The 24,853-nt window shown below is 56.0% G+C and carries 21 protein-coding genes; 10 read left to right on the top strand and 11 right to left on the bottom strand.

The window, feature by feature from the left end; translation table 11 throughout:
* The first annotated feature begins 184 nt into the window (after window positions 1–184).
* Window positions 185–898: an outer membrane permeability protein SanA gene (gene sanA, locus EH206_RS13215; protein ID WP_009113271.1), complete on the top strand. Its 714-nt coding sequence runs from the start codon at window positions 185–187 to the stop codon at window positions 896–898.
* 28 nt (window positions 899–926) lie between these two features.
* Here the strand turns inward: sanA and yeiB are convergent, their stop codons facing one another.
* From yeiB to EH206_RS13230, 3 genes are all read right to left on the bottom strand, one after another.
* Entirely contained in the window at window positions 927–2,087 is a 1,161-nt protein-coding gene (gene yeiB / locus EH206_RS13220; RefSeq protein ID WP_009113272.1) for a DUF418 domain-containing protein YeiB, read from the bottom strand.
* 124 nt (window positions 2,088–2,211) lie between these two features.
* Window positions 2,212–2,874: a GTP cyclohydrolase I FolE gene (gene folE, locus EH206_RS13225; protein ID WP_009113273.1), complete on the bottom strand. Its 663-nt coding sequence runs from the start codon at window positions 2,872–2,874 to the stop codon at window positions 2,212–2,214.
* Window positions 2,875–3,139: 265 nt separating this feature from the next.
* Window positions 3,140–4,819 carry a methyl-accepting chemotaxis protein gene (locus tag EH206_RS13230; RefSeq protein WP_009113274.1) on the bottom strand — a complete coding sequence of 560 codons (1,680 nt, stop codon included), beginning with the start codon at window positions 4,817–4,819 and terminating at the stop codon, window positions 3,140–3,142.
* A gap of 816 nt (window positions 4,820–5,635) precedes the next feature.
* On the opposite strand from EH206_RS13230, the gene EH206_RS13235 reads away from it, so the two are divergent.
* From EH206_RS13235 to EH206_RS13245, 3 genes are all read left to right on the top strand, one after another.
* A complete protein-coding gene (locus EH206_RS13235; RefSeq protein ID WP_009113275.1) occupies window positions 5,636–6,757 on the top strand; it encodes an S-(hydroxymethyl)glutathione dehydrogenase/class III alcohol dehydrogenase in 1,122 nt (373 codons plus the stop codon).
* A 28-nt stretch (window positions 6,758–6,785) separates the two neighbouring features.
* Complete coding sequence (gene fghA, locus EH206_RS13240) at window positions 6,786–7,631, top strand: S-formylglutathione hydrolase (RefSeq protein WP_009113276.1); 846 nt, start codon at window positions 6,786–6,788, stop codon at window positions 7,629–7,631.
* A gap of 286 nt (window positions 7,632–7,917) precedes the next feature.
* A complete protein-coding gene (locus tag EH206_RS13245) occupies window positions 7,918–8,130 on the top strand; it encodes a KTSC domain-containing protein (RefSeq protein WP_040343912.1) in 213 nt (70 codons plus the stop codon).
* Window positions 8,131–8,181: 51 nt separating this feature from the next.
* On the opposite strand, the gene EH206_RS13250 is transcribed toward EH206_RS13245, so the two are convergent.
* Entirely contained in the window at window positions 8,182–9,270 is a 1,089-nt protein-coding gene (locus tag EH206_RS13250) for an oxidoreductase (RefSeq protein ID WP_009113279.1), read from the bottom strand.
* A 230-nt stretch (window positions 9,271–9,500) separates the two neighbouring features.
* Here EH206_RS13250 and EH206_RS13255 point away from each other — a divergent pair, with 230 nt between their 5' ends.
* Both EH206_RS13255 and EH206_RS13260 read left to right on the top strand, forming a co-directional pair.
* Window positions 9,501–11,012 (top strand): sugar ABC transporter ATP-binding protein, encoded by a 1,512-nt coding sequence (locus EH206_RS13255; RefSeq protein WP_040343914.1) that lies wholly within the window; start codon window positions 9,501–9,503, stop codon window positions 11,010–11,012.
* A gap of 71 nt (window positions 11,013–11,083) precedes the next feature.
* Window positions 11,084–12,004: an ABC transporter permease gene (locus tag EH206_RS13260; RefSeq protein WP_232216606.1), complete on the top strand. Its 921-nt coding sequence runs from the start codon at window positions 11,084–11,086 to the stop codon at window positions 12,002–12,004.
* 325 nt (window positions 12,005–12,329) lie between these two features.
* On the opposite strand, the gene EH206_RS13265 is transcribed toward EH206_RS13260, so the two are convergent.
* The 3 genes from EH206_RS13265 to yieE all read right to left on the bottom strand — a co-directional run bounded on the left by EH206_RS13265 (window position 12,330) and on the right by yieE (window position 16,276).
* A complete protein-coding gene (locus EH206_RS13265) occupies window positions 12,330–13,292 on the bottom strand; it encodes a 2-hydroxyacid dehydrogenase (RefSeq protein ID WP_009113282.1) in 963 nt (320 codons plus the stop codon).
* Window positions 13,293–13,794: 502 nt separating this feature from the next.
* Entirely contained in the window at window positions 13,795–15,267 is a 1,473-nt protein-coding gene (locus EH206_RS13270; RefSeq protein ID WP_009113283.1) for an amino acid permease, read from the bottom strand.
* A 136-nt stretch (window positions 15,268–15,403) separates the two neighbouring features.
* Window positions 15,404–16,276, bottom strand: coding sequence for a DNA-binding transcriptional regulator YeiE (gene yieE, locus EH206_RS13275; RefSeq protein WP_009113284.1), 873 nt, complete (start codon window positions 16,274–16,276; stop codon window positions 15,404–15,406).
* Between the two features lie 250 nt (window positions 16,277–16,526).
* Between yieE and nfo the strand changes: the two genes are divergently transcribed.
* Entirely contained in the window at window positions 16,527–17,378 is an 852-nt protein-coding gene (nfo, locus tag EH206_RS13280) for a deoxyribonuclease IV (protein WP_009113285.1), read from the top strand.
* A gap of 63 nt (window positions 17,379–17,441) precedes the next feature.
* Here the strand turns inward: nfo and fruA are convergent, their stop codons facing one another.
* From fruA to fruB, 3 genes are read right to left on the bottom strand one after another with little or no spacing between them, the layout of a single operon-like run.
* The gene (gene fruA / locus EH206_RS13285; RefSeq protein WP_009113286.1) at window positions 17,442–19,127 is read right to left on the bottom strand and encodes a PTS fructose transporter subunit IIBC; all 1,686 of its coding nucleotides are present in this window, start codon (window positions 19,125–19,127) and stop codon (window positions 17,442–17,444) included.
* 16 nt (window positions 19,128–19,143) lie between these two features.
* Window positions 19,144–20,082: a 1-phosphofructokinase gene (gene fruK / locus EH206_RS13290; protein ID WP_009113287.1), complete on the bottom strand. Its 939-nt coding sequence runs from the start codon at window positions 20,080–20,082 to the stop codon at window positions 19,144–19,146.
* Window positions 20,079–21,212 carry a fused PTS fructose transporter subunit IIA/HPr protein gene (gene fruB / locus EH206_RS13295; RefSeq protein WP_009113288.1) on the bottom strand — a complete coding sequence of 378 codons (1,134 nt, stop codon included), beginning with the start codon at window positions 21,210–21,212 and terminating at the stop codon, window positions 20,079–20,081. The genes fruK and fruB overlap by 4 nt, the downstream gene beginning before the upstream one ends.
* A 339-nt stretch (window positions 21,213–21,551) precedes the next feature.
* Here fruB and EH206_RS13300 point away from each other — a divergent pair, with 339 nt between their 5' ends.
* Window positions 21,552–22,733: a sugar efflux transporter gene (locus EH206_RS13300; RefSeq protein ID WP_040343915.1), complete on the top strand. Its 1,182-nt coding sequence runs from the start codon at window positions 21,552–21,554 to the stop codon at window positions 22,731–22,733.
* Here EH206_RS13300 and EH206_RS13305 read toward each other — a convergent pair.
* Complete coding sequence (locus tag EH206_RS13305; protein ID WP_009113291.1) at window positions 22,720–22,998, bottom strand: YkgJ family cysteine cluster protein; 279 nt, start codon at window positions 22,996–22,998, stop codon at window positions 22,720–22,722. The genes EH206_RS13300 and EH206_RS13305 overlap by 14 nt on opposite strands.
* Window positions 22,999–23,204: 206 nt before the next feature.
* On the opposite strand from EH206_RS13305, the gene yeiP reads away from it, so the two are divergent.
* Window positions 23,205–23,777 carry an elongation factor P-like protein YeiP gene (yeiP, locus tag EH206_RS13310; protein WP_009113292.1) on the top strand — a complete coding sequence of 191 codons (573 nt, stop codon included), beginning with the start codon at window positions 23,205–23,207 and terminating at the stop codon, window positions 23,775–23,777.
* A gap of 78 nt (window positions 23,778–23,855) precedes the next feature.
* A complete protein-coding gene (locus EH206_RS13315) occupies window positions 23,856–24,842 on the top strand; it encodes a CobW family GTP-binding protein (protein ID WP_009113293.1) in 987 nt (328 codons plus the stop codon).
* Window positions 24,843–24,853: the final 11 nt, after the last annotated feature.

The following is a 24,853-nucleotide window of genomic DNA, read 5'->3' on the forward strand; positions in this document are numbered from 1 at the left end:
CCCCATCAGCCGCTCTTTTGCGCCATCAAAGAGCGGCTTTTTTAGCCGCTTCGCCTGTTTTTTGCTCCGTCGTTGCAAAATCCGTCAATAAACCGCCCCTGCAACGTCTGCTCCTTGCGTCCGACTTTCAGGTAAAGTAGCCTTGAGGCATGACTCTCCCAATCGCCTTACCTGAGGCATAAGCATGTGGAAACGCCTGATATACGGCCTGTTGATAATTATTGGCGTGCTGCTGCTGTCCGCTTTTGCCCTCGATCGCTGGATCAGTTGGAAAACAGCGCCTTTTGTTTATGACGAGCTTCAAGCGCTGCCGTCGCGACAGGTTGGCGTGGTATTGGGCACCGCCAAGTATTACCGCACCGGGGTCATCAATCAGTATTATCTTTTCCGTATCCAGGGGGCGTTGAATGCCTATAACAGCGGCAAAATCAGTTATCTGCTGCTAAGCGGCGACAATGCGCTGCAAAGTTACAACGAGCCGATGACCATGCGTCGCGACCTGATAGCGGCCGGCGTTTCTCCGACGGATATCGTGCTGGACTATGCGGGATTTCGTACGCTGGACTCGGTCGTCAGAACGCGGAAGGTGTTCGATACCAATGACTTCACCATCATTACCCAGCGTTTCCACTGCGAACGGGCGTTGTTTATCGCCCTGCACCTCGGCATTCAGGCGCAGTGCTACGCGGTTCCCTCCCCCAAAAATATGCTCACCGTGCGTCTGCGGGAATTCGGCGCCAGGCTGGGCGCGCTCTTTGATCTGTACATTGTGAAACGGGAACCCCGTTTTCTCGGACCGCAGATTTCGATTCCGGCAGAGCATAAAATTCCCGAGGATGCGCCGGATTACCCCGCCGTTCCCCCTGAGCAGGCGCTTAACCCGGCCCGCCAGGGCTAGACGATAGCGATACCCGCCGCGCGCGGCGTTATGCCGCTTTGGCGATCGCCGCGGTCAGCCGGCGCCACAGCCACTCAAGCGGCCCCTGACGGAAATGACGCAGCCAGTAATGAGAAAACAGCAGGTTTATGCCCCAGACTACGGGCACCACGGCCAGCAGCTGCAGGCGATCCAGGCGCATAAACAGCCCGAAATGGTTAAACAGCAGGCTACAGACCAGGGTCTGCAGCAGATAATTGGTCAGCGCCATACGGCCGATATCGCCGATCCAGTAAGTGATACGCCAGCGGCATAACGTCGGCCAAAAGCCATAACACAACGCGAGATAGCCCACCGCCTGCAGAATAGCGCTCAACTCGCGGGGGATCTGCAACAACAGGCCGCTCCAGCGATATTCCCACTGCACCAGCCACTGCGTCGCCACGCCGCCGCCGTTGATCAATAACGCCAGCGGAATCAGCCAGCAGGCAATGCGCCGGTAGTGCCGCTGGCTGAACGTCCCTTTCAGCCAGCCGCTGCGCATCAGGCCGGCGCCCAGCAGCATGGCGCCGGCCAGCAGCCAGCCGTATTGGACGCCCAGCGATAATAGGCTGTCGGTAAGCAAATCCACCCTGTTGCCCCATGCCTCCGGCCCGCCCGTGGTCTTCCAGTAGGCCTCATAGGTAATGTCGGCGGCGCCCGGCTGCCAGAATCGTCCCGGCTGCGGACTGAGCAAGCGGCTTAAAACAAACAGCACGCCCACCCCGACAAGATACATTATCGCCCCGGTGCGCAGTAACGCCCGGCTACCCTCGGCGTGGCGGATCATACCGTAGCACACCAGCCCAATCAGGCCGTAATCCAGCAGAATATCGCCGTCCCAGAAAAAAATGCTGTGCGCCAGCCCAATCAGCATCAGCCAGAACAGTCGGGCATGTACCCAGCGCTTTCCTCTGGGCAGCAAAAGCTGTAGCCCGGCCCCGAACAGCAGCGAGAATAACGTCAAAAATTTTGCCTGTACGGCGAGATCCATGATGGCCCAGGTCCAGGCATCCGTCGGCGACGGCAAACCCTGCCAGGCAGGATTGAGATAGGCGGCCTTCGGTAAGCCGAAAGCGGTGATATTGAGCAGTAGAATACCGAGTACGGCGACGCCGCGCGCAAAATCCAACGTGGCGATACGTGAGGACGGTGTGGGTTGAGCAGGCATAGGCGTCAGGGTTCAGGTCATCGGAATACCGATTGTATTAACAGATGGCGTGAAATAATACGCCTTTTATTTCTACGTTGCGTCGCACAGCGGCGGCCAACGTAGAAACTAGGCAATGCCGCCGCTAGCCGTGATGGCGTACCGCGCGCAGAAATTCCTGACGGGTGTTCTGGCTGGATTTAAATAATCCGCCCAGCGAGGTAGTGGTGGTCGCGCTGGTCGCATCGCGGATACCGCGGGCTTTGACGCAATAATGCACCGCATCAATGCATACTGCGACATTGCTGGTACCGAGCAACGTTTGCAATGCAATCAGAATTTGTTGCGTCAAACGCTCCTGAACCTGCGGGCGCTGGGAAAAGAACTGTACGATACGATTGATTTTCGACAAACCAATCACGCCCTCTTTCGGAATATAGGCCACCGTCGCCTTACCATCAATGGTCACGAAATGATGTTCGCAGGTGCTGGTTAAGGTGATGTCCCGGACGGTGACCATTTCATCCACCTTCATTTTATTCTCAATGATGGTGATTTTGGGAAAATTGGCGTAATCCAGCCCGGAGAATATTTCATCGACATACATTTTGGCGATACGGTGCGGCGTCTCCGCCAGACTGTCATCTTGCAAATCAAGGCTTAACAGATTCATGACTTCCGTCATATGTTCGGCAATGCGCTGTTTACGCGTCTCCCGATCCAACAATTCTCCGCGCAGCGGCGTCTCGAGGCCGCGCGCCATCAGCGCCTCATGAACCAGAACGGCTTCTTTACTTAACGATGACATTATTATTCTCCTGCAGGTGTGACTTATGGTGACGTCGGTCGAGTCAAAACGCCGCCACCACTGTAGTTGAGAGCGCTGCGATTATCCAGTGATTGTATGTCATGATTATTGAAATAGATTCAGGTTATCAACCGGCAGGTATCGGCCGGCAAAGCGCATGTCGTAAAGAAAAGGCGCTGGGAGCAATGCCCCTCAGCGCCTGTTTTAAGTGAAATTCCCTGGTGTGGCGTTAATAAACTAGCCTAATCGTGTTGTTGCTTCTTTATTAGAAGGTTTCCCAGTTGGCGCTGCCGCTCTTTTGGCCGCCCTTTGCCGTCAGCAGAGCGGGCTTGATAACCGGGGCCGCTTTTTCAGATAACAGATTTTTAGCGGATTGCCGTTTTTCATCCGCCGCCAATTGGAAGACGGATACCGCTTCATTCAGCTGGCGGGCCTGATCTTCCAGAGAAGCGGCCGCGGCGGCGGACTCCTGCACCAATGCAGCATTCTGCTGGGTCACGCCATCCATTTCAGTCACCGCCTGACCGATCTGGCTGATACCGCGGCTCTGTTCGTCGGAGGCCGAGGCAATCTCGCCCATCAGATCGTTTACCCGGGTAATGGCGGTGATGATGGACTCCATCGCTTCCCCCGTTTGCGTAACCTGATGCGACCCGGTATTCACCCGCTCCACCGACTCGGCGATCAACCCTTCGATTTCCTTGGCGGCCTGGGCGCTGCGCTGCGCCAGATTACGCACTTCCCCCGCCACCACCGCAAAACCACGTCCTTGCTCGCCGGCTCTGGCCGCTTCCACCGCCGCGTTAAGCGCCAGAATATTGGTCTGGAAGGCAATACCGTTGATAACGCTGGTAATATCGGCAATCTTCTTCGAGCTGGTGGCGATAGTGGCCATGGTTCCCACCACCTCAGTGGTGACGTCTCCCCCTTTTTTGGCGGCGATGGCGGCATCCTGCGCCAGTTTGCTGGCCTGATGAACGTTTTCCGCGTTTTGCTTCACCGTGGCGCCGAGCTGCTCCATACTGGCGGCCGTTTGCTCCAACGCCGCGGCCTGCTGTTCGGTGCGGGACGAGAGATCGTTGTTGCCGCTTTTGATTTCGCTCGCTCCCTGATAAATCGAAGAGGCGCTGTCACGAATAGTTGAAACCGTGTTAATCAGGCTGCGTTGCATATCTTTTAAAAAGGGGATTAACTGGCCGGCGCAGTTACGGCCAAAGTCATCAAGATGTATTCCTAACTGACCATCCGCCAGAACCCTGAAGTGGCCTTTAATCATCTCCAACGGCTTGACCAGATAATTCACCAGATAGCGGTCGGTCAATAGCAGAATCAACAGGCCGACCAGCACCGCGACCAGCAGGAGATGTTTGTTCCAACTGACCAGATCGTACACGCGGGCAAACGAGCTGCCGGAGGAGGCGATAGCATTGGCCTGATATTTGTCCATGCTGCCGCCGAAGGTAAGACTCAGATTAGGATAAACGTCTCTGAACAGATGACGGAACTCCTCGGGACGATTGTCGCGAACCGATGCTAACAACGGTTGCAGCCCGTTCTCAATCAGCCGCGTCCAGTTTCCCACCATCTCTTCGACCATGACCTTGTCCACATCGCCGTGATCGGCGGCTTTAAATTCCGCCAGTTTGGCCGAGGTGTTTTTTATCGCCTCATCCGCCAAGACAAGCAACTTGTCCACCTCGGCGGTTTCGCCGCTCTGGTTATAATCCATTGCCCGAACTAAACGGATAGCGGCGCGAAAATATTGATCGCTGCCGTCGGCTATGGTGTCGGCATTCTTTTTCTGTACTTCCCCCGATTCTAATAAGTTGGTCATTTCACTGAGTGACGATGACATATAGAAAGATACCCCTCCCCATAAGAGTAGGAATATTCCCAATATCGTTAAAAGCATTGCCCTGATGGTGATATTTTTTAAAAATTCCACGAAAAACCCCTATAAACTATTTAACCACTTTTATCTGCGCTTTTTGGTAACTTGCCCACGCATTTTTAATTTAAATCAGAGTGACAATTCATAATCTAATGGTGAGATCATACCACAAACCACACAAAAAACTCACAACCTTAACAATTTGATATATTTATTTACATGAAACGCGGACTCCTCCCGGTCTGTACTCCAGGTTATCGGCAGAAATTATAAGGAGTTTACTTTTTTTGATCATTGGCGTTGATCAAAAAAAAGCAAATGATAGATTTAGACTATCAATAACATGCGATTATTTATGAAATTCTTTAACTCTTGAATTTAGATATTTATGTAAAGCCCGGATGATTCACTGAGTTTAACGTTTGGCAGTTTATTTATCGCTAAATGCCCTGCGATTGATTGCTAAAAATATGCCGTATTTCATCTAAACCAAGATCAAAAAAACTATTTAATCGTTGCTGACACAGAAAAATGCTTTAATAAATAGAATGCTATTAATCATTGATGTTAATTATTTATTTCGTTCACTGCCGGCGCGTATCCCGCCATACCCATCCGTTATCGACGCTATACGCCGCGCAGCCAGAAGCTCGCCTGGCGCAAGGTTTGGCGGCGTGCGTCGCCCCTGATTGTTACATGAACGTTGCTAACAGGGCGACTTATGGTTAGTCTCATCACAGTTTTCGGCCCCGATGCGGCAGCCCTGAAAAAACGCATTATCGCGAAGTTCCCCGCCAGCGATAAGTTTCGCTAAAATCAACCATTAACTACTACAAAACTTTTACGCAACACGACAACAGGAGCCACACCATGCAAATGATCAAAACCCGCGCCGCCGTCGCCTGGGGGCCAAACCAACCGCTTTCCATTGAAGAAGTGGATCTGATGCCGCCGCAGAAAGGCGAGGTGCTGGTACGTATTGTCGCCAGCGGCGTTTGCCATACCGATGCCTATACGCTTTCAGGCAAAGATCCCGAGGGCGTTTTCCCGGCCATTCTCGGCCATGAAGGCGGCGGCATTGTGGAAGCCGTCGGCGAAGGCGTGACCAGCGTGGCGGTTGGCGATCACGTTATTCCGCTCTACACGCCGGAATGCGGCGAGTGTAAATTCTGCCGCTCGGGAAAAACCAACCTGTGCCAGGCGATCCGCACCACGCAGGGGAAAGGACTGATGCCCGACGGCACTACCCGCTTCTCCAAAGAGGGTCAGCCCATTTTCCACTATATGGGCACCTCCACGTTCTCCGAACTCACCGTAGTGCCTGAAATCTCGCTGGCTAAAATCAGCAAGGAAGCGCCGCTGGAAGAAGTCTGCCTGCTGGGCTGCGGCGTCACCACCGGCATGGGCGCCGTTATCAACACCGCCAAAGTGAAACCGGGCGACAGCGTGGCTATTTTCGGACTCGGGGGCATCGGGCTGTCGGCAATTATCGGCGCGCAGATGGCCGGCGCCGGACGGATTATCGGTATTGATATCAACACCAGTAAATTCGATCTGGCGCGCAAGCTGGGCGCCACCGATCTGATTAATCCCAAGGATTACGACAAACCGATTCAGGAGGTAATTGTCGAACTGACCGACGGCGGCGTGGATTTCTCTTTTGAATGTATCGGTAACGTCAGCGTGATGCGTTCGGCGCTGGAGTGTTGTCATAAAGGCTGGGGCGAATCGGTGATTATCGGCGTTGCCGGCGCGGGCGAAGAGATCGCCACCCGTCCGTTCCAACTGGTGACCGGCCGGGTATGGCGCGGTTCCGCTTTCGGCGGCGTGAAAGGACGCAGTCAACTGCCGGGGATCGTGCAGCGCTATATGGATGGCGAGTTTCAGCTCAGCGATTTTATTACCCACACCATGGGGCTGGAAGAGATCAACACCGCCTTTGATTTAATGCACCAAGGCGAATCGATCCGCTCTGTCATCCATTTCAGCTAACGCCATAGATAAGGGAGGCAGCACCGAGATGAACCTGTCGCTGGAACTTTTGGAAGAACACCGTATGTTCGGCGGCTGGCAGCAGCGCTACAGCCATGCGTCCGAGACGCTGAACTGCAATATGACGTTCAGCATCTATCTGCCGCCGACGTCCGATGATACCCCGCCCCCGGTGCTTTACTGGCTATCGGGATTGACCTGCAACGATGAAAACTTCACCATCAAAGCCGGCGCGCAACGCATCGCCGCGCAGCTTGGGCTGGTGCTGGTGATGGCGGACACCAGCCCGCGGGGCGACGACGTGGCGAATGACGCCGGATATGATCTGGGCCAAGGCGCCGGATTTTACGTCAACGCCACCCGGCAGCCCTGGGCGGCGCATTATCAGATGTATGACTACATCGCCGTTGAACTGCCGGCATTGATTCAGCAACATTTTAACGTTAGCCGCCGTCAGTCGATCAGCGGGCATTCGATGGGCGGCCACGGCGCGCTGATGCTGGCATTGCGCAATCCGCAACATTATCTGTCCGCATCGGCCTTTGCGCCCATCGTTAACCCCAGCCAGGTGCCCTGGGGGCGTAAAGCGTTATGCGCTTATCTGGGTGACGACGAAACCCAGTGGTTGCAGTACGACAGTTGCCATTTACTGGCCAAAGGCGGGCACAAACTGCCGATACTTGTCGATCAAGGCGATTGCGATCAGTTTTTACCCGACCAGTTGCAGCCGGCGAAACTGGCCGAAGTGGCCCGTCGGCACGACTGGCCGCTCACGCTGCGCACCCAGTCAGGCTACGATCATAGCTACTTCTTTATCGCCAGCTTTATTGAAGATCATCTGCGCTTTCACGCCCGGTATTTACACCAGCAATAATGTCCCCGCTATTGTCATCCCCGCGCAGGCGGGGATCTCGGCAACACCGATCGCCAGCGAAAACAGATCCCCGCCAACGGCCGCAAGGATGACGGGAACCAAGCGGTTCCAGGTTTCCTCCTGGGTGGGTAAAGGAATCAGCCGGCATGCCGATAAAATGCCATAAGGGGCGGGCCTATTTTCGCAACCATAAGAGACGGCCATCCTCATCTGACTGGCGGTTATCTGATAAATAGCGCCTTTTTAGCGCGAAAGCGCGGCGTTATTCGGTTGGGAGTATATGATTTTGCAAAGAAAACGAGTTTCATCAGCAGAGCTGTTCGCCATCGGCTACGATGCGGAAAAAAGCATACTGGAAGTAGAATTACTCAACGGCAGCATCTATCAATATAGCGGCGTGGCGCGCATGATTTATGAAGAGTTAATGTCGAGCACCGCCAAACACCGCTACTACTCGCGCTATATCAAAAGCTCGTTTCCCTACGAGAAATTACAGTAAAAACCGGGCGGATCGGCAGCCTATCGTCATGGCCTCGCGATCCGCTCACGGTTATTCCGCCAGCGTCTCTACGGTTTTAAACGCTTCCAGCAGCAGCGACTCATTCAGCGTTAACGGTAAATAGTGGATAGACTCCTCCCGCTGCAGGGTGCGTTCAATCACCGCCCGCACGGACGCCCGGTCATTAATATCCACACTCAGTTCGGCCAGCGATGTCGGCAGTCCCAGCACCTTATAGGCGGCCTTTAATTGCCGTAACGTATCGATATCGCCCAGCAGAGCGCTCTGCACCAGGATGCCATAGGCGACTTTTGTTCCGTGCAGGAAGCGCTCCGTCTGCGGCAAGACCGTCAGCCCGTTATGCACCGCATGGGCGGCCGCCACCCGCGTGAAGCGCTCCCCTAATCCGCCCACCATACCGCCGCCGGCGATCACCGCATCGATTACGTCAAGAAAATCCTGGGTCAGCGTACCGTCAGCGGCCGCCTGCAGCGCGGCGGCGCTTTTTTGCAGCAGTACGTCGCGAATATCCAGCGCGGTTTGCAACCCAAGGCGCACGGTCAACGGCAAGGTTTCAGGACGCGGGCTGAGCACCATCGCTTCGTACCACTTCGCCAGCGTATCCCCCACGCCGGCCAACAGATACTCCACCGGCGCGGCTAAAATAATGCGCGGCTCCACCAGCACCAGATGGTTGGCGTCGGTAAAAATCTCAAAACGCAGCGCTTGCCCGGCATCGTTATACCATACGGAAAGCGGCGTCCAGGCGGAGCAGGTGGCGGCAATGGTCGGAATCGCCACCAGCGGCGCACCCAGTCGGCGCGCCGCCACCTTGGCCGTATCCAGCACCGCCCCGCCGCCGATGCCGATCACCACCCGACACTCCTCCCCCGCGCGCGCCACCAGTTTTGCCACCTCGCCTTCGCTGCAATGGGCGCCGAACACCACGCGCCGGGCCGCCGGGGCGTCGAATTCAGCGGGAAGATAGGGCCTTGCCGCCGCCAGCGCCCGCTCGCCGGTTATCCATAACGCGTTGTTCAGCACCGCGGGCGGATAAAATTCCCGCAGTTTATCGATTGCCCCAGGGAATGAAAAATAGTTGGCCGGACCGACCTGTACGCGGATTGCCGTTGTGTTCATCTGCTGATATTCCTTGCGTGTCATTGTCTGTAATAAGCGCCAAATCGCTGATAACGCCATCTTAGGCACTTGCCTGGCGCGGTTTAAGAATTTTTTTACTTAACTTATGCTTTTTCATTCGTAGTTAAGACTCCCGCGGACGTTGAATCTGTATTAAATTCTGCCGGCTATATGTTACCTTGCAGGCCAGTTTCTGATGCGACTTATCGCCAAGAGCGTTACCGAACATGATGTCTAACACCCAACCATCCCGACTGGAAATGCGCCATATTTCCATCTCATTTTCCGGCTTTCATGCGCTGAAACAGGTTGATTTCACTCTGCGGGGCGGGTCTATCCATGCCTTGACCGGGGCGAACGGCGCGGGAAAATCGACGTTAATGGCGATTCTGTCCGGCGCCTACGACCACTACAGCGGCGACATCATTATCGACGGCGCGCGGGTTGATATCCATTCTCCGCGCGACGCCAAACGGTATGGCATCCATCTGGTGCAGCAGGAGGTGGACGTGGCGCTGGTGCCGAGTCTGTCGGTGGCGGAAAATATTATGCTGGATACGCTGGCGCAGTCCGGACATGTGCTTAACTGGCCGCAGCTTTATCGCCAGGCGCAGTCCCTGCTCGACCAGCTCGGCATCCATCTGAATGTCCGCCAGCGCCTGGACCGCTGCTCGCTGGCGGAAAAGCAACAGATCCTGTTGGCCAGAGCTTTATCCCATGAGTGCCGTTTTTTAATTCTGGATGAGCCGACCGCCCCGCTGGATCAGGCGGAAAGCGCCCGTCTGTTTCAGGTGGTGCGACGCTTGCAGGCCGAGGGGATCGGCATCGTTTTTATTTCTCACCGCATCCATGAGCTGAGTGAAATCTGCGACACGCTGACCGTGCTGCGCGACGGCGAGTTCGTCAGCAGCGGCGCGATGCAAGGACTAAGCGGCGAGCAAATCGTCGAACGCATGCTCGGCCACCGGCTGGATGATATTTTTCCGCCGCGCCGCACGGCGCCGCCGGCGGATCCGCTGCTGCGGGTCGCCGGCCTGCACGACGAAACGCTGTTGCGGGATATCTCGCTGACGCTGCATAAAGGCGAAGTGCTGGGGATCGCCGGGCTGGCGGGCGCCGGCAAAACCGAGCTATGCAAAGCGCTGTTCGGCGCCACGCCCAGTCAGATCGCCCAGGGAGAATATAACGGCGTCGCCTGGCGGCCCCACTCGCCGCATCAGTCTGTCGAACAGGGTATTGCGCTGGTTCCCGAAGAGCGGCGCAAAGAGGGCATATTTCTCGATGAGTCCGTCACCATGAATCTCAGCGTCAGCGCCAGCGACAGCTTTTCCCGCTGGGGAATATTCAACCGCCGGCAGGCGCTGGCCTGGGCCGGAAAAGTGATTCAGCAGTTAACCATTCGCACCACCGGACCGATGCAAAAGCTGGTTCGGCTGTCGGGCGGCAATCAACAAAAAGTAGCCATCGGCAAATGGCTGCGCAGCGAGGCGCAGGTGCTGATCTTTGATGAACCCACCAAAGGGGTGGATATCAAAGCCAAACAGGATCTGTTCTCGCTGATTGACGGCCTCGCCCGGCAGGGTAAAGGCATTATCTACGCCTCGGGCGAATTTTCCGAACTGGTCGGGCTGTGCGACCGTATCTGCGTACTGTGGGATGGCCGTATCGTCGCCGAACTGGACGCATCCGCCATCGATGAAGAAACACTATTATTGTATTCAACCGGAGGAACTCCCGCGTGAGTCACCAACTTTCACCTAACGGGGTTCTCCCCTTTCGCCACCACCTGTTTGAGTTTTTGTACAAGTGGGGCATGCTGATCACCGTTCTGGCGCTGATTACCCTTTTCGGCCTGGCATCGGATAACTTTCTCGATCCCTACAACATCATCAATATCCTGCGCTCCATCGCCATCGTCACGGTGATTGCCATCGGCGTATCCATTTCCCTCTCCGTGGGCGGGTTCGACCTTTCCGTCGGATCGACGGCTTCGCTTGCCAACGCGCTGGTGATTTCGCTGTTCGTCTGGCACGGCTTCGGCACCACCGGAGCCATCGTCCTGACGCTGCTGCTGTGTACGCTGGTGGGGCTGTTTAACGCCTTTCTGATCGTGGTGCTGAAAATCCCCGATATGCTGGCGACGCTCGCCAGCCTGTTTGTCATTCAGGGCGTGGCGATGACCTACAGCTACGGCGGTTCCATCACCCAGAATATGGTGCTGCCCGGCGGCGAAATAGCCGAAGGCCTTATCCCCGAGTTTTTCTCCACGCTGGGGCAGGTTCCGGTGATTGTCGTCATCATGCTGGTGGTGACGCTGGTGGTGCAACTTTATCTGTCGCTGACCAAACACGGCCGCCGCATGTACGCCATTGGCGGCAACCCGGAAGCGGCGCGTCTGGCGGGCATCAGAACGGCGCGCTATCGGGTTCAGGCGTATATCTTCTCTTCGCTGCTGGCGGCGCTGGGGGGAATTTTACTGGCCTCGCGCATCGGCTCCTCACAGGTCAACGCCGGCGGAGGCTATTTAATGGACGCGGTGGCCGCCGCCTATATCGGTTTCTCGCTGGCGGGTTCCGGCAAGCCGAATGCGTTGGGAACGCTGGTCGGCGCGGTGATTCTCGGCGTACTGCAAAACGGGCTGGTGATGCTCTCCGTGCCATACTACGCCATGGATATCATCAAAGGCCTGGTGCTGGCGCTGGCGCTGGCCATCACCTACATCCAGAAACGCTAACCACCCCCGCCCCTCACTGCCTGACGACGCCAAACTCAGGCAGTGTCCCGCCGCTGTCCGTATCGCGACTTTCGGGCGATTTATTGCCGTGGCGACATTCATCGGGAAAAAGGATGACCGCTAAAAATAGTAAACTTACTTATTTAAGGCGGAATCATTTATAACGTCGTATTAATAATATAAATAAAAACCTTTTACGTGGACTCCGCAAACCAATAAGCAGTCTAATTAAATGCCAAGAGAGGATTACCTACGCGATATTACTGCCAGAGGATACCTGGAAACTGACCGATATATCCCCCGGCTATACTCTAATAGGCAGATATCAATATCCATTTTGCTGAACAAACTCATCAATATTCTCGACCGTTTTTTCCATCAATACCTGTAGAGATGAAGCGGAAGTCCAGCCAATATGAGGCGTAATCAGCAAGTTAGGCAATATTTTCGCCGCGTTCATTAACGGATTATCTTTTGCCGGCGGCTCCTGGGTCAGACAATCCAATGCCGCGCCGGCGATGCGGCGGTGATTCAGGGCGGACAACAGCGCGGCTTCATCAATCAGCCCCCCTCTGGCGGTATTAACAATCGAGACCGTGGGTTTACACAATGCCAGCGTGTGTGAATTTATCAGACAGCGGGTTTCATCGCTTAACGGGCAGTGCAGGGAAAGGGTATCCGCAGACTGCAAGACCTGTTCAAACGGTAAATACCCCGGACGGCACTGCGCCACGCCCCTGCGTTCGGCGAACAGGACTTTCATCCCCAGCGCCGTGGCCAGGCGCGCCACTTCGCGGCCAATGGCCCCGGCGCCAATGATTCCCAGCGTTGAACCGGCGATATCTTTTACCGGATGGTCAAAATAGGAAAACTGCGGCTGAATGGCCCAGCGATCGCCAAGCTGATCGCGATACCAGCCTATCAGGCTATGTTTAAGCGCGAAAATCATGGCGATGGCGTGTTCGGAAACCGCCTGGGTGGAATAATTGGCCACGTTCTTTACGCTGATGCCCAGTTCCGCGGCGGCGACGGTATCAATATTATTGGTGCCGGTAGCCGTTACCGCAATCAGTTTAACCGCGGGTAACGCCGTCAGGATTTCCCGCGTCAATACCGTTTTACTGGTGATAATGATATCGCTGTTTTTCGCCCGGGCAATAACCAGCTCAGGAGGAGTATGGCTATATTCAATCCATTCATGGCGGCATTGTGGACGCCTGAAACTATTTTTTTTCAAAAAAATAGTTTCAGGCAATGCGCCCTTATCTAAAAAGGTAATTTTTAACATTGCGTGTGTCCTGTTTATTATTTATACGTTAAGCGTTTAATAGCGATAGTAACAAAATCCACTTGCCAAAACTAACCGCTCTAATTTCCCTGCGGAAATAACAGCGGCGCTTTTCCGCTTATATTTCCAAAAGCATAGCATGCTAATTATTTAGTTCTAAATTTAATTTGTGATAAATCTTATTTTCATCCGGCGCTGATATATGCATCGCGACTTAGTGGCTATCAGCGTAGACAGCATTAAGAAAATTAACAACGTAACGCTAATGAATTTCATTCATTAGCGTGTTTATAAAAACACTCAACAAAAAAGTGAATAAATGTTTTAACTATGCTGACTTAAACCACGTCAACCGACGGAGGATGCAAGAAATCAGATGAAAAAAATTGGCAGGGCAAGATAAACAGCATAACAAAGGGTTATCCCACCTGCGTGAAACAACCCGATAAGAGCCGGCGCCATACCCGTCAGATATTGAGAGCAACACCTGCGGGCATAGGGCTTATTTGCTTTCCGGGAAGGTCATATCCCGATATTTGATAAAACGCGTACCGCGGGAAAGTTTATAGCCAAACCAAATCAATAAAAACAATGGGATACCGATATAGGTTGCCGTTACGCCGTACCAGTCGATCTTATCTGCCAGAAAAGCCTGATAGTTTTGCCCGAGAGTGATGGTCAGGCAGAGCACGAAGGCGAAGATCGGCCCCAGCGGGAAGAAACCGGAACGGTACGGAAGAAGGTCAAGATCGCGCCCCTGCATCACGTAACCGCGGCGGAAGCGATAGTGGCTGATGGCAATCCCCAGCCAGGCGATAAACCCGGTCATGCCCGAGGTGTTCAGCAGCCACAGATACACCGTCTGGTTGCCGTACATCGACGACAGGAAACAGAGCGCCGCCACCACCGTGGTGGCATACAGCGCATTGCGCGGCACGCCGCCTTTCGACAGCCGGGCGAAAATACGCGGCGCCTTGCCTTCGGAGGCCAGGGTAAACAGCATGCGCGTCGAAGCGTACATGCCGGAGTTACCCGCGGACAGCACCGCCGTCAGGATAACCGCGTTCATAACCGCCGCCGCCGACAGCAGCCCGGCTTGCTGGAACACCAGGGTAAACGGGCTGACGGTAATGTCTTTCACATCGTTACGCAGCAGGCTGGGGTCGGTATAGGGAATGATCAGGCTGATGATCAGGATGGCGAAAATATAAAACAGCAGAATACGCCAGAACACCTGACGAACCGCGCGGGGAATATTTTTCTGCGGATCTTTCGACTCGCCGGCGGCAATGCCGATAAGCTCCGTGCCCTGAAATGAAAAGCCGACGATCATCGCCACGCCGATCATGGCGGAGAAACCGCCGGCAAAAGGTGCATCGTCGATCTGCCAGTTATGGAAGCCGGCGTTTTCCGCGCCGCGCAGAATGCCGGCGATCATCAGAATCCCCACGGCGATAAAGATAATGACCGTCGTCACCTTAATCAGCGAGAACCAGTATTCCGCTTCGCCGAATCCTTTTACCGAAATGTAATTCAGCAGGAACATCAGGGCCAGGAACAGCGCGCTCCAGATCCAGCCGGACACCTCCGGAAACCAATATCCCATCACCAACTGGGCGGCGACCAGATCGACCGCAATGGTAACGGCCCAGTTGTACCAGTAATTCCATCCCAGCGCGAAGCCGAAACCCTCTTCCACGTAGCGGGCGCCATAGGTGGAAAATGAGCCGGACGTCGGCATAAACGCCGCCAGCTCTCCCAGACTGGTCATCAGGAAGTAAACCATCAGGCCGATCAGGGCATAGGATAACAGCGCGCCGCCCGGACCCGCCTGTGAAACCGTGGCGCCGGAAGCGACGAAAAGCCCGGTGCCAATCGAGCCGCCAATGGCGATCATCGTCAAATGCCGGGCTTTAAGCTCGCGGCGTAGTGTGGGTTGCCCCTGAATATCACGTTGAGTGTTTTGCTGAGCCATTATTATCCTGACTGCTCTTACTAAAAATCGAGGCGGGATTGTAACAAATAGCCTTATGCTGAATAGTCAGGATCGCCGAGTTATAAGTGAGGTTCATAACTCGCGCCCGATTATTAGCAACGGTACAAGGAGAAGGCTACGCCGTTGCGCGGCAATAGCTCAGGAAACGCTGCCAAACCGTTGAAATATGTTTCTGGCGATGGTGAACCAGATACAGCGTACGCAGCAACTTGGGCAACGGCACGGAGAGTTCCACCAGCGTGCCGATCTCCAACTGTTCGGCAATAACGTGGCGCGACAGGCAGCTAATCCCGATACCGTGACGCACCGCATGTTTGATGGCCTCGGAATTGCCCAGTTCCATTACCAGATGAAAATGGGGCAGACGCGCCAGCAGCAGATGGTCCAGCACCTCCCGCGTGCCCGAACCGCGTTCGCGCAGGATCCACGGCGCTTCGGCCAGCGACGTTAATGTAATGTCCTGTTGGCTGAGAGGATGGGTCGGCGCGCAGAATACCACCAGCTCATCTTCCAGCCAGGGTTGCGTCACCAGATCGGGATGATGGCACGGCCCTTCAATCAGCCCGAGATCGACCCTGAATTCGGAAACGCCGGTAATCACATCCAGCGTGTTGCCGACATGCAGCTCCAGCGGGATATCGGGGAAATCCCGGCGATAGCGGGCAATCATTTCCGGTAACAGGTAATTGCCGATGGTGCTGCTGGCATAAATGCGCAACGCGCCGTTGTCGCGGCGAAAAAGCTGTTCAATCTCCACCGATTGCTCAAGTAATGACAATGCCTTGGGATAAAGCAGGCGCCCGTGCTCATTCACCACCAGCCGTTTACCAACGCGGTCAAATAACTGAACGCCCAACTGCCCTTCCAGATCGGCCAGCGCGGCGCTGACGGCGGACTGGGAAAGCGCGAGTACCACCGAAGCCTGAGTTGTCGAACCGCTTTTCAGAACTTCAGTAAAAACTTCTAACTGGCGTAAGGTAATATGCATAATCGGCTTTTATCGAAAATATCTATAGTTGGGAAGATATTAATAAATATCTCTGGAGAATTCACGTAGTCAACGGTCCGAGCGCCGGCCTGTTTTCGCGTTGCGACCTGGCGGGCGCAAGACCTGCATTACAGTATAGATTCTTTAGACAAGATGGTTTTTTCTATAGTCATGGATAATTTTCCGTTTAACGCCTGGTTAACCGCTCTGACAATGCCATAATGCCTGCGTCATCAAGAGGAAAATCATCATGAAATACATAGGCGCCCACGTCAGCGCCGCCGGTGGCGTAGACCAGGCGGTAATACGAGCCCATGAGCTTGAAGCGACCGCTTTCGCATTGTTTACCAAAAATCAGCGTCAATGGCAGGCGGCGCCATTGACTCCGGAAACGATCGCGCGGTTTAAATCCGCCAGTGCAAAATATGGCTACACTCCGGCGCAGATTCTGCCGCACGATAGCTATCTGATTAATCTCGGACACCCGGAAAACGCGGCGCTGGAAAAATCGCGCGCCGCCTTTATCGACGAGATGGCGCGCTGCCAGCAGTTGGGGCTGAGCCTGCTTAATTTCCATCCCGGCAGTCACCTGAAGCAGATTGATGAAGACCGTTGTCTGGCGCGCATCGCCGAGTCGATCAATATTGCGCTGGCGGCCACCGAGGGCGTTACCGCGGTAATTGAAAACACCGCTGGCCAGGGAAGCAATCTGGGATTTCGCTTTGAACATCTGGCCGCCATTATCGCCGACGTCGAAGACAAGAGCCGCGTCGGCGTGTGCATCGATACCTGTCACGCCTTTGCCGGGGGATATGATTTACGCACCAGCGGCGCATGCGACCGAACCTTTGCCGAATTCGAGCGCATCGTCGGTTTTGATTATTTACGCGGTATGCACCTGAACGACGCCAAAAGCGAGTTCAACAGCCGGGTGGATCGTCACCACAGCCTGGGGGAAGGAAATATCGGTAAAACCGCCTTCAGCTACATCATGAAGGATCGGCGTTTTGACGGCATCCCACTGATTCTGGAAACCGTTAATCCGGATATCTGGGCGCAGGAAATCGCCTGGCTTAAGGCGCAGGATCCGCAATCTTGCTAAAACGAAAAAAGGAGCCGCTGAGCGGCCCCTTTTTTCTACATCCCTGTATACCGACTCGTCCCGTTAAGCGGTTTTTTTCACCAGTTGCTCATCCGGGCGTTTCAGGAACGCGTACAGCACGCCCGCAACCACCGTTCCGGCGATAATGGCGAACAGATAACCCAGTACCGGCGCAATGGCGCCAGGGATCAGCAGCACAAACAGGCCGCCGTGCGGCGCCATCAGCTTGGCGCCGACCGCCATGGACAAGGCCCCGGTCAGCGCGCCGCCGATGATACAGCACGGCAATACGCGCATCGGATCGCGGGCGGCGTAAGGAATCGCCCCTTCGGAGATAAAGCACAGCCCCAGAACCAGCGCCGCCTTGCCCCCTTCACGTTCCGTCGCGTTGAATTTCTTACCGGCCAGCAGCGTCGCCAACCCCATCGCCAGCGGCGGCACCATCCCGCCGGCCATAACCGCGGCCATCGGCGCATAAATCTGGCTACTCAGCAAGGTGGTGCCGAACACGTAGGCCACTTTGTTTACCGGCCCACCCATATCGGTACACATCATGCCGCCGAGGATGGCGCCGAGGATCACCGCATTCGCCGTGCCCATGGATTGCAGCCAGTCGGTCAGACCGGTCAGGATCTTGGCGACCGGCGTTCCCACGGCATACACCATAATCAACCCCATGATCAACGTCGCTAACAGCGGGATGATCAAAATCGGTTTCAGGGCCGACATACTCTGCGGAAGGTGAATGTGATTACTGAGCGCTCTGGCCACGTAACCCGCCAGGAAGCCGGCAATAATACCGCCGAGGAACCCCGCGCCCATACCGACCGCCAGCACCCCGCCGGCCAGCCCCGGAGCCAGACCAGGACGATCGGCGATGGAAAACGCAATATAACCCGCCAGCACGGGAACAATCAGCGCAAAGGCAGAATCCCCCACCATTTTCAGCGCCGCGGCCAACGTACCTTCTTCCTTAAAGGCTTCGATGCCGAACACAAACGACAAGGCGATACACAGGCCGCCGGCCACCACCACCGGCAGCATATAGGACACGCCGGTCAACAGGTGGCTATAAGGACCCGCCCCGCCTTTTTTGGCCTGACTGGTCGCCTCGGCGCCGCTCTGCCCGTTCGGCTGATAAACCGTCGCTTCCGCCAGCGCCTTATCTAGCTCCTGCGCAGTCTTTTTCAAGGCCAGACCGGTGGAGGTACGGTACATTTTCTTACCGGCGAACTTGCTTAGATCGACTTCGATATCCGCGGCGACAATCACCACGTCCGCCTGTTCCACTTCTTCGGGCGTAATCGGATTGCCGGCGCCGACGGAGCCGCGGGTTTCAACCTTAACCCACCAGCCGCGTTTCTTCGCCTCGGTTTCAATGGCTTCAGCCGCCATAAACGTATGCGCCACCCCTGTCGGACAGGCGGTCACCGCCACAATGCGTGTGGCCGAGCCTGGCTGAACGGGTGCTGACGCCGGCGCCTGATAGGGCGCGGCATCGGCTTTCGCCTGATTGAGGAACGCCTCCGGCTGGCTGACCGCCAGTTCCACGTCGCCAACAAATACCTGTTTGCCATTCAGCGCGGCGTCCGCGGCGGCGGAAGCGCCAAGCACGATCGCCAGTTCGGCCTCATCGGCCTGTTCGGTAAACGTCAGCCCGGCTTTCTCAGCGGCAGCGCCGAGCAGGTTCTTCACCAGATGGCTTCGCGCCAGACCCAGTGATTTATCTAAAATCAGCAGCGTTTTCATCATTCGTCTCCTGCTGTCAGTTAAAGGGTTTCAGATCGACACGCGCCATCATTGCGGCCAACTGAGGACGATCGGTAATGCCGACGTTGCTTTGGCTGACCGCCAGCGCAGCAACCGCTGTCGCCAAACGCAACGTATGTTCACTGGACTCGCGCATTAATAAGCCATAAATCAGTCCTCCAACCATGGAGTCACCCGCTCCGACCGTACTTACCACGTCACAGGCAGGCGGTTTTGCCAACCACGCACCGGATGCATTTACCCACAGAGCGCCTTCCGCCCCCAGTGAGATCACCACATGCGCGATACCCTGCTCACGCAGCGCGTGCGCAGCATCAACCACATCGGCCAGCGTAGGCAGTTTACGCCCGGCCCAGATTTCCAGCTCCCGGCGATTGGGTTTAACCAGCCAGGGAGCGGCTTTCAACCCGGCGACCAGCGCCTCGCGGCTGCTGTCGAAAATAATGCACGGACAATGGCTGCGTAGCCGGGACATCCAGTCGGTAAAGGCGTCCGGATCGACGCCGGCCGGCAGACTGCCGCTGACGGCGACCATATCGAACTGCCCCAGCCAGCTCAGGGAGTCATTGACGAAGCGCTGCCAGTCCTGCGGGGTGACCTCGAAACCGGAAAAATTGAGATCGGTAACGTCTCCGTCTTTTTCGGTCAGTTTGACATTGATACGCGTACGTCCCGGAACAACCTGAAAACGGTTGGCAATGCCCAGTTCGCTGAACAACTGCTGAAAACCGTCCTGATTGTCTTTCCCCAGGAATCCACCCACCGTGACATCAATCCCGAGGTCTTTCAGCACTTTGGCAACGTTGATGCCTTTACCGGCGGCATGCAGACCCGCCGTCTGAACCAGGTTCACTTCGCCCCGCTCGATTTCCGGGCAATAGCCGACCAGGTCATAGGCCGGATTCAGGGTAATGGTGGCGACTCGCCTGCTCATGCCGCCCCCTCACCCAAACCGGAATTAATGGCTTCGCCAATGGCGGCCAGTGCCTGCTCCGCGTCGCTGCCGCTGGCGGTAAAGCGTAGTTTGTGGCCTTTCTTCACCCCCAGAGCGATAACTTTCATCAGGCTGCGGCCATTTACCGCTTTGCCGGTACCGTCCAGATTGGCGACGGTGACTTCGCTGTCGAACTGTTTAATCACATTAACCAGCGTGGTGCCCGGGCGCGCGTGCAAGCCGTGTTCGTTACGCACGGTGAATTCCGCCGTCAGCACGTCGCTTTCTTCCGCCGCATCGCTGGTCAGCAGGGCTAACAGCGTTGGCGCGTCGGCCTTCAGCAAGCGTTCAGCTTTTTGCGCCGTCAGCAGATTGGCGAGGTAATCAATCGGGGCCAGCGCCTGTTCATCCGCCGCCGCGACGGTCACCAGCAAGGCGACCGATTCGTTATCCACGCTGAACGGCGCCGCGGGACGGGCAACCGCGACCGCGCTGCCGAGGTTTCCCTCGGCGCTGTCGCTGAACCACACGCCCTGCCCCAGATTCAGCGGTTTATGGCCGACCACGTTGCTGACGAAAGCGGCATCCACCGCGCCGACCTGTTGCAGACGTCCGGCGTTCAGCGCCTGCAGCGTCAGCAGATTATCCGTTGCCACATCAAGCGCAATCAGCGAGGTATCGAAACGGAAGTCGGCCGGTTGCTGCTCGCCCATCAGCAGGCTGCGCAGTTCTTCCGCCGAGTCGGTGTCCGCCAGACGGGCGGCGACGCGGTCGTCGCTTAGCACATGCGTAAGCTGACGCAATAGCGCCAGATGCTCATCGGAACTGGCGGCGATGCCCAGCACCACGTAAGCGGTCTGGTCTTCACCCCAGGCAACACCCTGCGGAAACTGGAAAACCTGTACCCCGGTTTTCAGCACCAGATCGCGGGTATCGGTGGTGCCGTGGGGGATCGCAATACCGCTCCCCAGGTAAGTGGACGTCTGTTGTTCGCGCTGCAGCATGCCATCGACATACCCTGCGCTGACGCACCCGGCGTCAGTCAGCGCTGAAGCAACAAGCCGTATGGCTTCCTGCTTGCTGCCGGCCGTCGCGCCTATATGAATATCCTGCTGTGACAACTGGAACATGGCTCTCCTCTCTTGCTGAAAGTTGAATCGTTTCAGCTTTTATGAGAAAAAAATGTGTCCGTTAAGGACAGGGTTTCAAAAAAAACATCGCTGAAACGTTTCAATGAGTCTGTTGCCATTGCGATGTTTATGCAAGTATTCTCCACAATCGGCGTAACAAAATTTAGACATCACGCACATTTTAGCCGGCAGAACCCCGGTCGATAGCATAAAAAAACCCTCAGGCTGAACCTTTGCTGAAGAAAAATTATGCAACAGGTTTTCTGTTTTTTTATAAACCGGCGTAATATGACGATGTACGGTCTGTCTTCCACCTCCTTCTTAAGCGTTATCACTTTTATGCACACATCCGTCAGCAGCACGCCTCGACGTCAGCCCGATCTGACTTCGTCGGCATTTTTGGTCATCGCCTTTCTGACAGGGATTGCCGGCGCACTGCAACTCCCGACGCTCAGCCTCTTTCTGTCAAACGAAGTACAGGTGCGGCCATTTCTGGTCGGCATGTTCTATACCGGCAGCGCGGTGATCGGCATCGTCGTCAGCCAGTTGCTGGCAAAGCGCTCAGACAGGCAGGGCGATCGCAAAACGCTTATTTTTCTCTGCTGCCTGATAGGCGCCCTGGGCTGCATGTTGTTCGCCTGGAACCGGAATTACTTTATTTTGCTGTTTGTCGGCGTGCTGCTCAGCAGTTTCGGCTCCACCGCCAATCCGCAGCTATTCGCGCTGGCGCGGGAACACGCCGATCGCACCGGCCGCGAAGCCGCCATGTTCAGCTCGGTGATGCGCGCCCAGATCTCGCTCTCCTGGGTTGTCGGCCCCCCTATCGCCTTTGCCCTGGCGCTGGGTTTCGGCTTTACCACCATGTATCTCACCGCGGGGCTGGTCTTTGTTCTCTGCGCCATACTGGTCAGGCTATTTCTTCCGTCCATGCCGAAAGTGATGGTGAAAACGGCGGCGACGCTTGAATCCCCGCGCCGCAACCGCCGGGATACGTTGCTGCTGTTCGCCGCCTGTACGCTGATGTGGACCTGTAACGGTCTCTATATCATCAATATGCCGCTCTATCTGGTGCACGAGCTGAATCTACCGGAAAAAATGGCCGGGATTATGATGGGAACGGCCGCCGGACTGGAGATCCCGACCATGCTGATCGCCGGTTACGTCGCCAGCCGTTTTGGCAAACGCCTGCTGATGCGTCTGGCCATCTCCGCAGGTCTGCTGTTTTATGTGGGATTATTGTTGCTCGACGGGGAGATCGCCCTGCTGGCTTTACAGTTGCTGAACGCCATTTTCATCGGCATTCTCGCCGGGATCGGCATGCTCTATTTCCAGGATCTGATGCCCGGTCAGGCGGGCGCTGCAACCACGCTCTTTACCAATACCACTCGGGTGGGCTGGATTATTTCCGGCTCCCTGGGGGGCGTGGTTGCGGAAGTCTGGAGTTATCATGCGGTCTTCTTTATTGCGCTGATCATGATCGCCAGCGCAGGCTACTGCATGTGGCGCATCAAGGACGCGTAGCAGCCGGGGCATCGGACGCGGTGTCCGCTTCCAGCCGCGCCAGATAAATCAGCGCGTCGTCGCGATGGCTGAAACACATGTCTGCGCGCGCCTGCAACCCGGCGCATACCGCGGGTCGCAGCGGCGAATGGAATATTGCGCAGCGCATATGCGCATCCAGATGAATACAGCGGGTATTGGCCGGCTTGCCGTTCGGCATGCCCGGCAGCGGGCTGGATATTGAAGGCGCGATGCAGCAGGCGCCGCAGTCGGGGCGACAGTCCATCAGCAGGCTCCGGCTGGCTGGCTATAAATGAGGGAACGTCCGCCACCATAACAGCCATGCGGGCAAATACCAATGCTTATCCCCCGCGCGCGATAAATGGTTAACCGCGTCAATCATGCCGCACGGTAAATTCCCGCTTGCCTGAATCCTGCGGCGCGAGTAACGTGTCGCCACAAAAATCTCACTCCTTATAACAGGTAATTTGTATGGCAAGAGCGAACGAAATCAAACGCGGTATGGCCGTCAACTATAACGGCAAATTGCTGCTGGTAAAGGACATCGATATCCAGAGCCCCAGCGCCCGCGGCGCCAGTACGCTGTATAAAATGCGATTTGCCGACGTGCGCAGCGGATTAAAGGTTGAAGAACGTTTTAAAGGCGATGATATTCTCGATACCATCTCCCTGACCCGCCGCACGGTCACCTTCTCCTATATTGACGGCGACGAGTATATCTTTATGGATGACGAAGACTACACGCCTTACCACTTCAAAAAAGAACAAATAGAAGAAGAGCTGCTGTTTATTCCCGAAGGCGGCATGCCTGGTATTCAGGTGCTGACCTGGGACGGCGAAATCATTGCCCTTGAACTGCCGCAAACGGTGGATATGGAGATTGTCGACACCGCGCCGGGCATCAAAGGCGCATCGGCCAGCGCCCGCAACAAACCGGCGACCATGAGCACCGGTCTGACGATTCAGGTGCCGGAATATCTGAGCGCCGGAGAGAAGATCCGTATCCATATTCCAGAACGCCGCTATATGGGACGCGCTGAATAAGCAACCGTCGCACCGTCCGCCGGGGTAACGCTCCGGCCGGCGGGTCAATCCCCGGCGCTATTTTCTCAGGAGCCCGTTTTGTTAACCCAAGTGAATGTCATTACCGGCTTTCTCGGCAGTGGAAAAACCACGACGATCCGCCATCTGCTTTCTCAAAAGCCCGAGGATGAAGTCTGGGCCGTATTGGTTAATGAATTCGGCGAAGTCGGGATTGACGGCGCCTTGCTGGCCGACAGCGGCGCGGTATTGAAAGAGATCCCCGGCGGCTGCATGTGCTGCGTGAACGGCCTGCCGATGCAGGTCGGCCTGAATATGCTGCTACAGCAGAAAAAACCGCACCGCCTGTTGATCGAACCGACGGGCCTCGGCCACCCGAAGCAAATCCTCGCGCTGCTGACGGGCGAAAGCTACCGGCCCTGGCTAACGTTGCAGGCCACACTATGTCTGCTGGATGCCCGCCAACTGAATCAACCCCGTTATACCGAGAATGAGAATTTCCGCGATCAGCTGGCGGCGGCCGACATTATCGTCGCCAATAAGCAGGAAACCTACCTCGATGCGGATCTCTCCGCCTTGCGGCAGTGGCAAAGCAGCAACGGCGATAACCGCCAGGTGGTGCTGGTCAGCCAGGGAGAGGTGGAGCGGCAGCTGCTGGCGCAGCCGCGCCATAATCTGCGCGAGCTGCCCGACGGCGCGCATCATCACCCGCATAGCGCCGCGCAGGGGCTGGCCGCGTTACGGCTGCCGGGGGGCGAATCCTGGCGTCGTTCATTGAATCAGGGCCAGGGCTACCACGCCTGCGGCTGGATTTTCTCGCCGGACACCGTCTTTGATACCGCCGCGCTGCTGGACTGGGTTCGCCTCTCCCCCGTCAGCCGGGTTAAAGGAGTGATGCGTATCCGGGAAGGTACGTTGGTCGTCAATCGTCAGGGTTACGACCTGCATATCGAAACCAGACCGGCCGCGCCGGTGGATAGCCGTATCGAGCTGATTAACGAGACGCCGGCGCAATGGAATAACCTGCAAGCCGGCCTGTTAAAGGCTCGTTTAACTACCGCCGGGTAGAATGGCGATTC

This window comes from Brenneria nigrifluens DSM 30175 = ATCC 13028, from assembly GCF_005484965.1.
Lineage (GTDB): Bacteria > Pseudomonadota > Gammaproteobacteria > Enterobacterales > Enterobacteriaceae > Brenneria > Brenneria nigrifluens.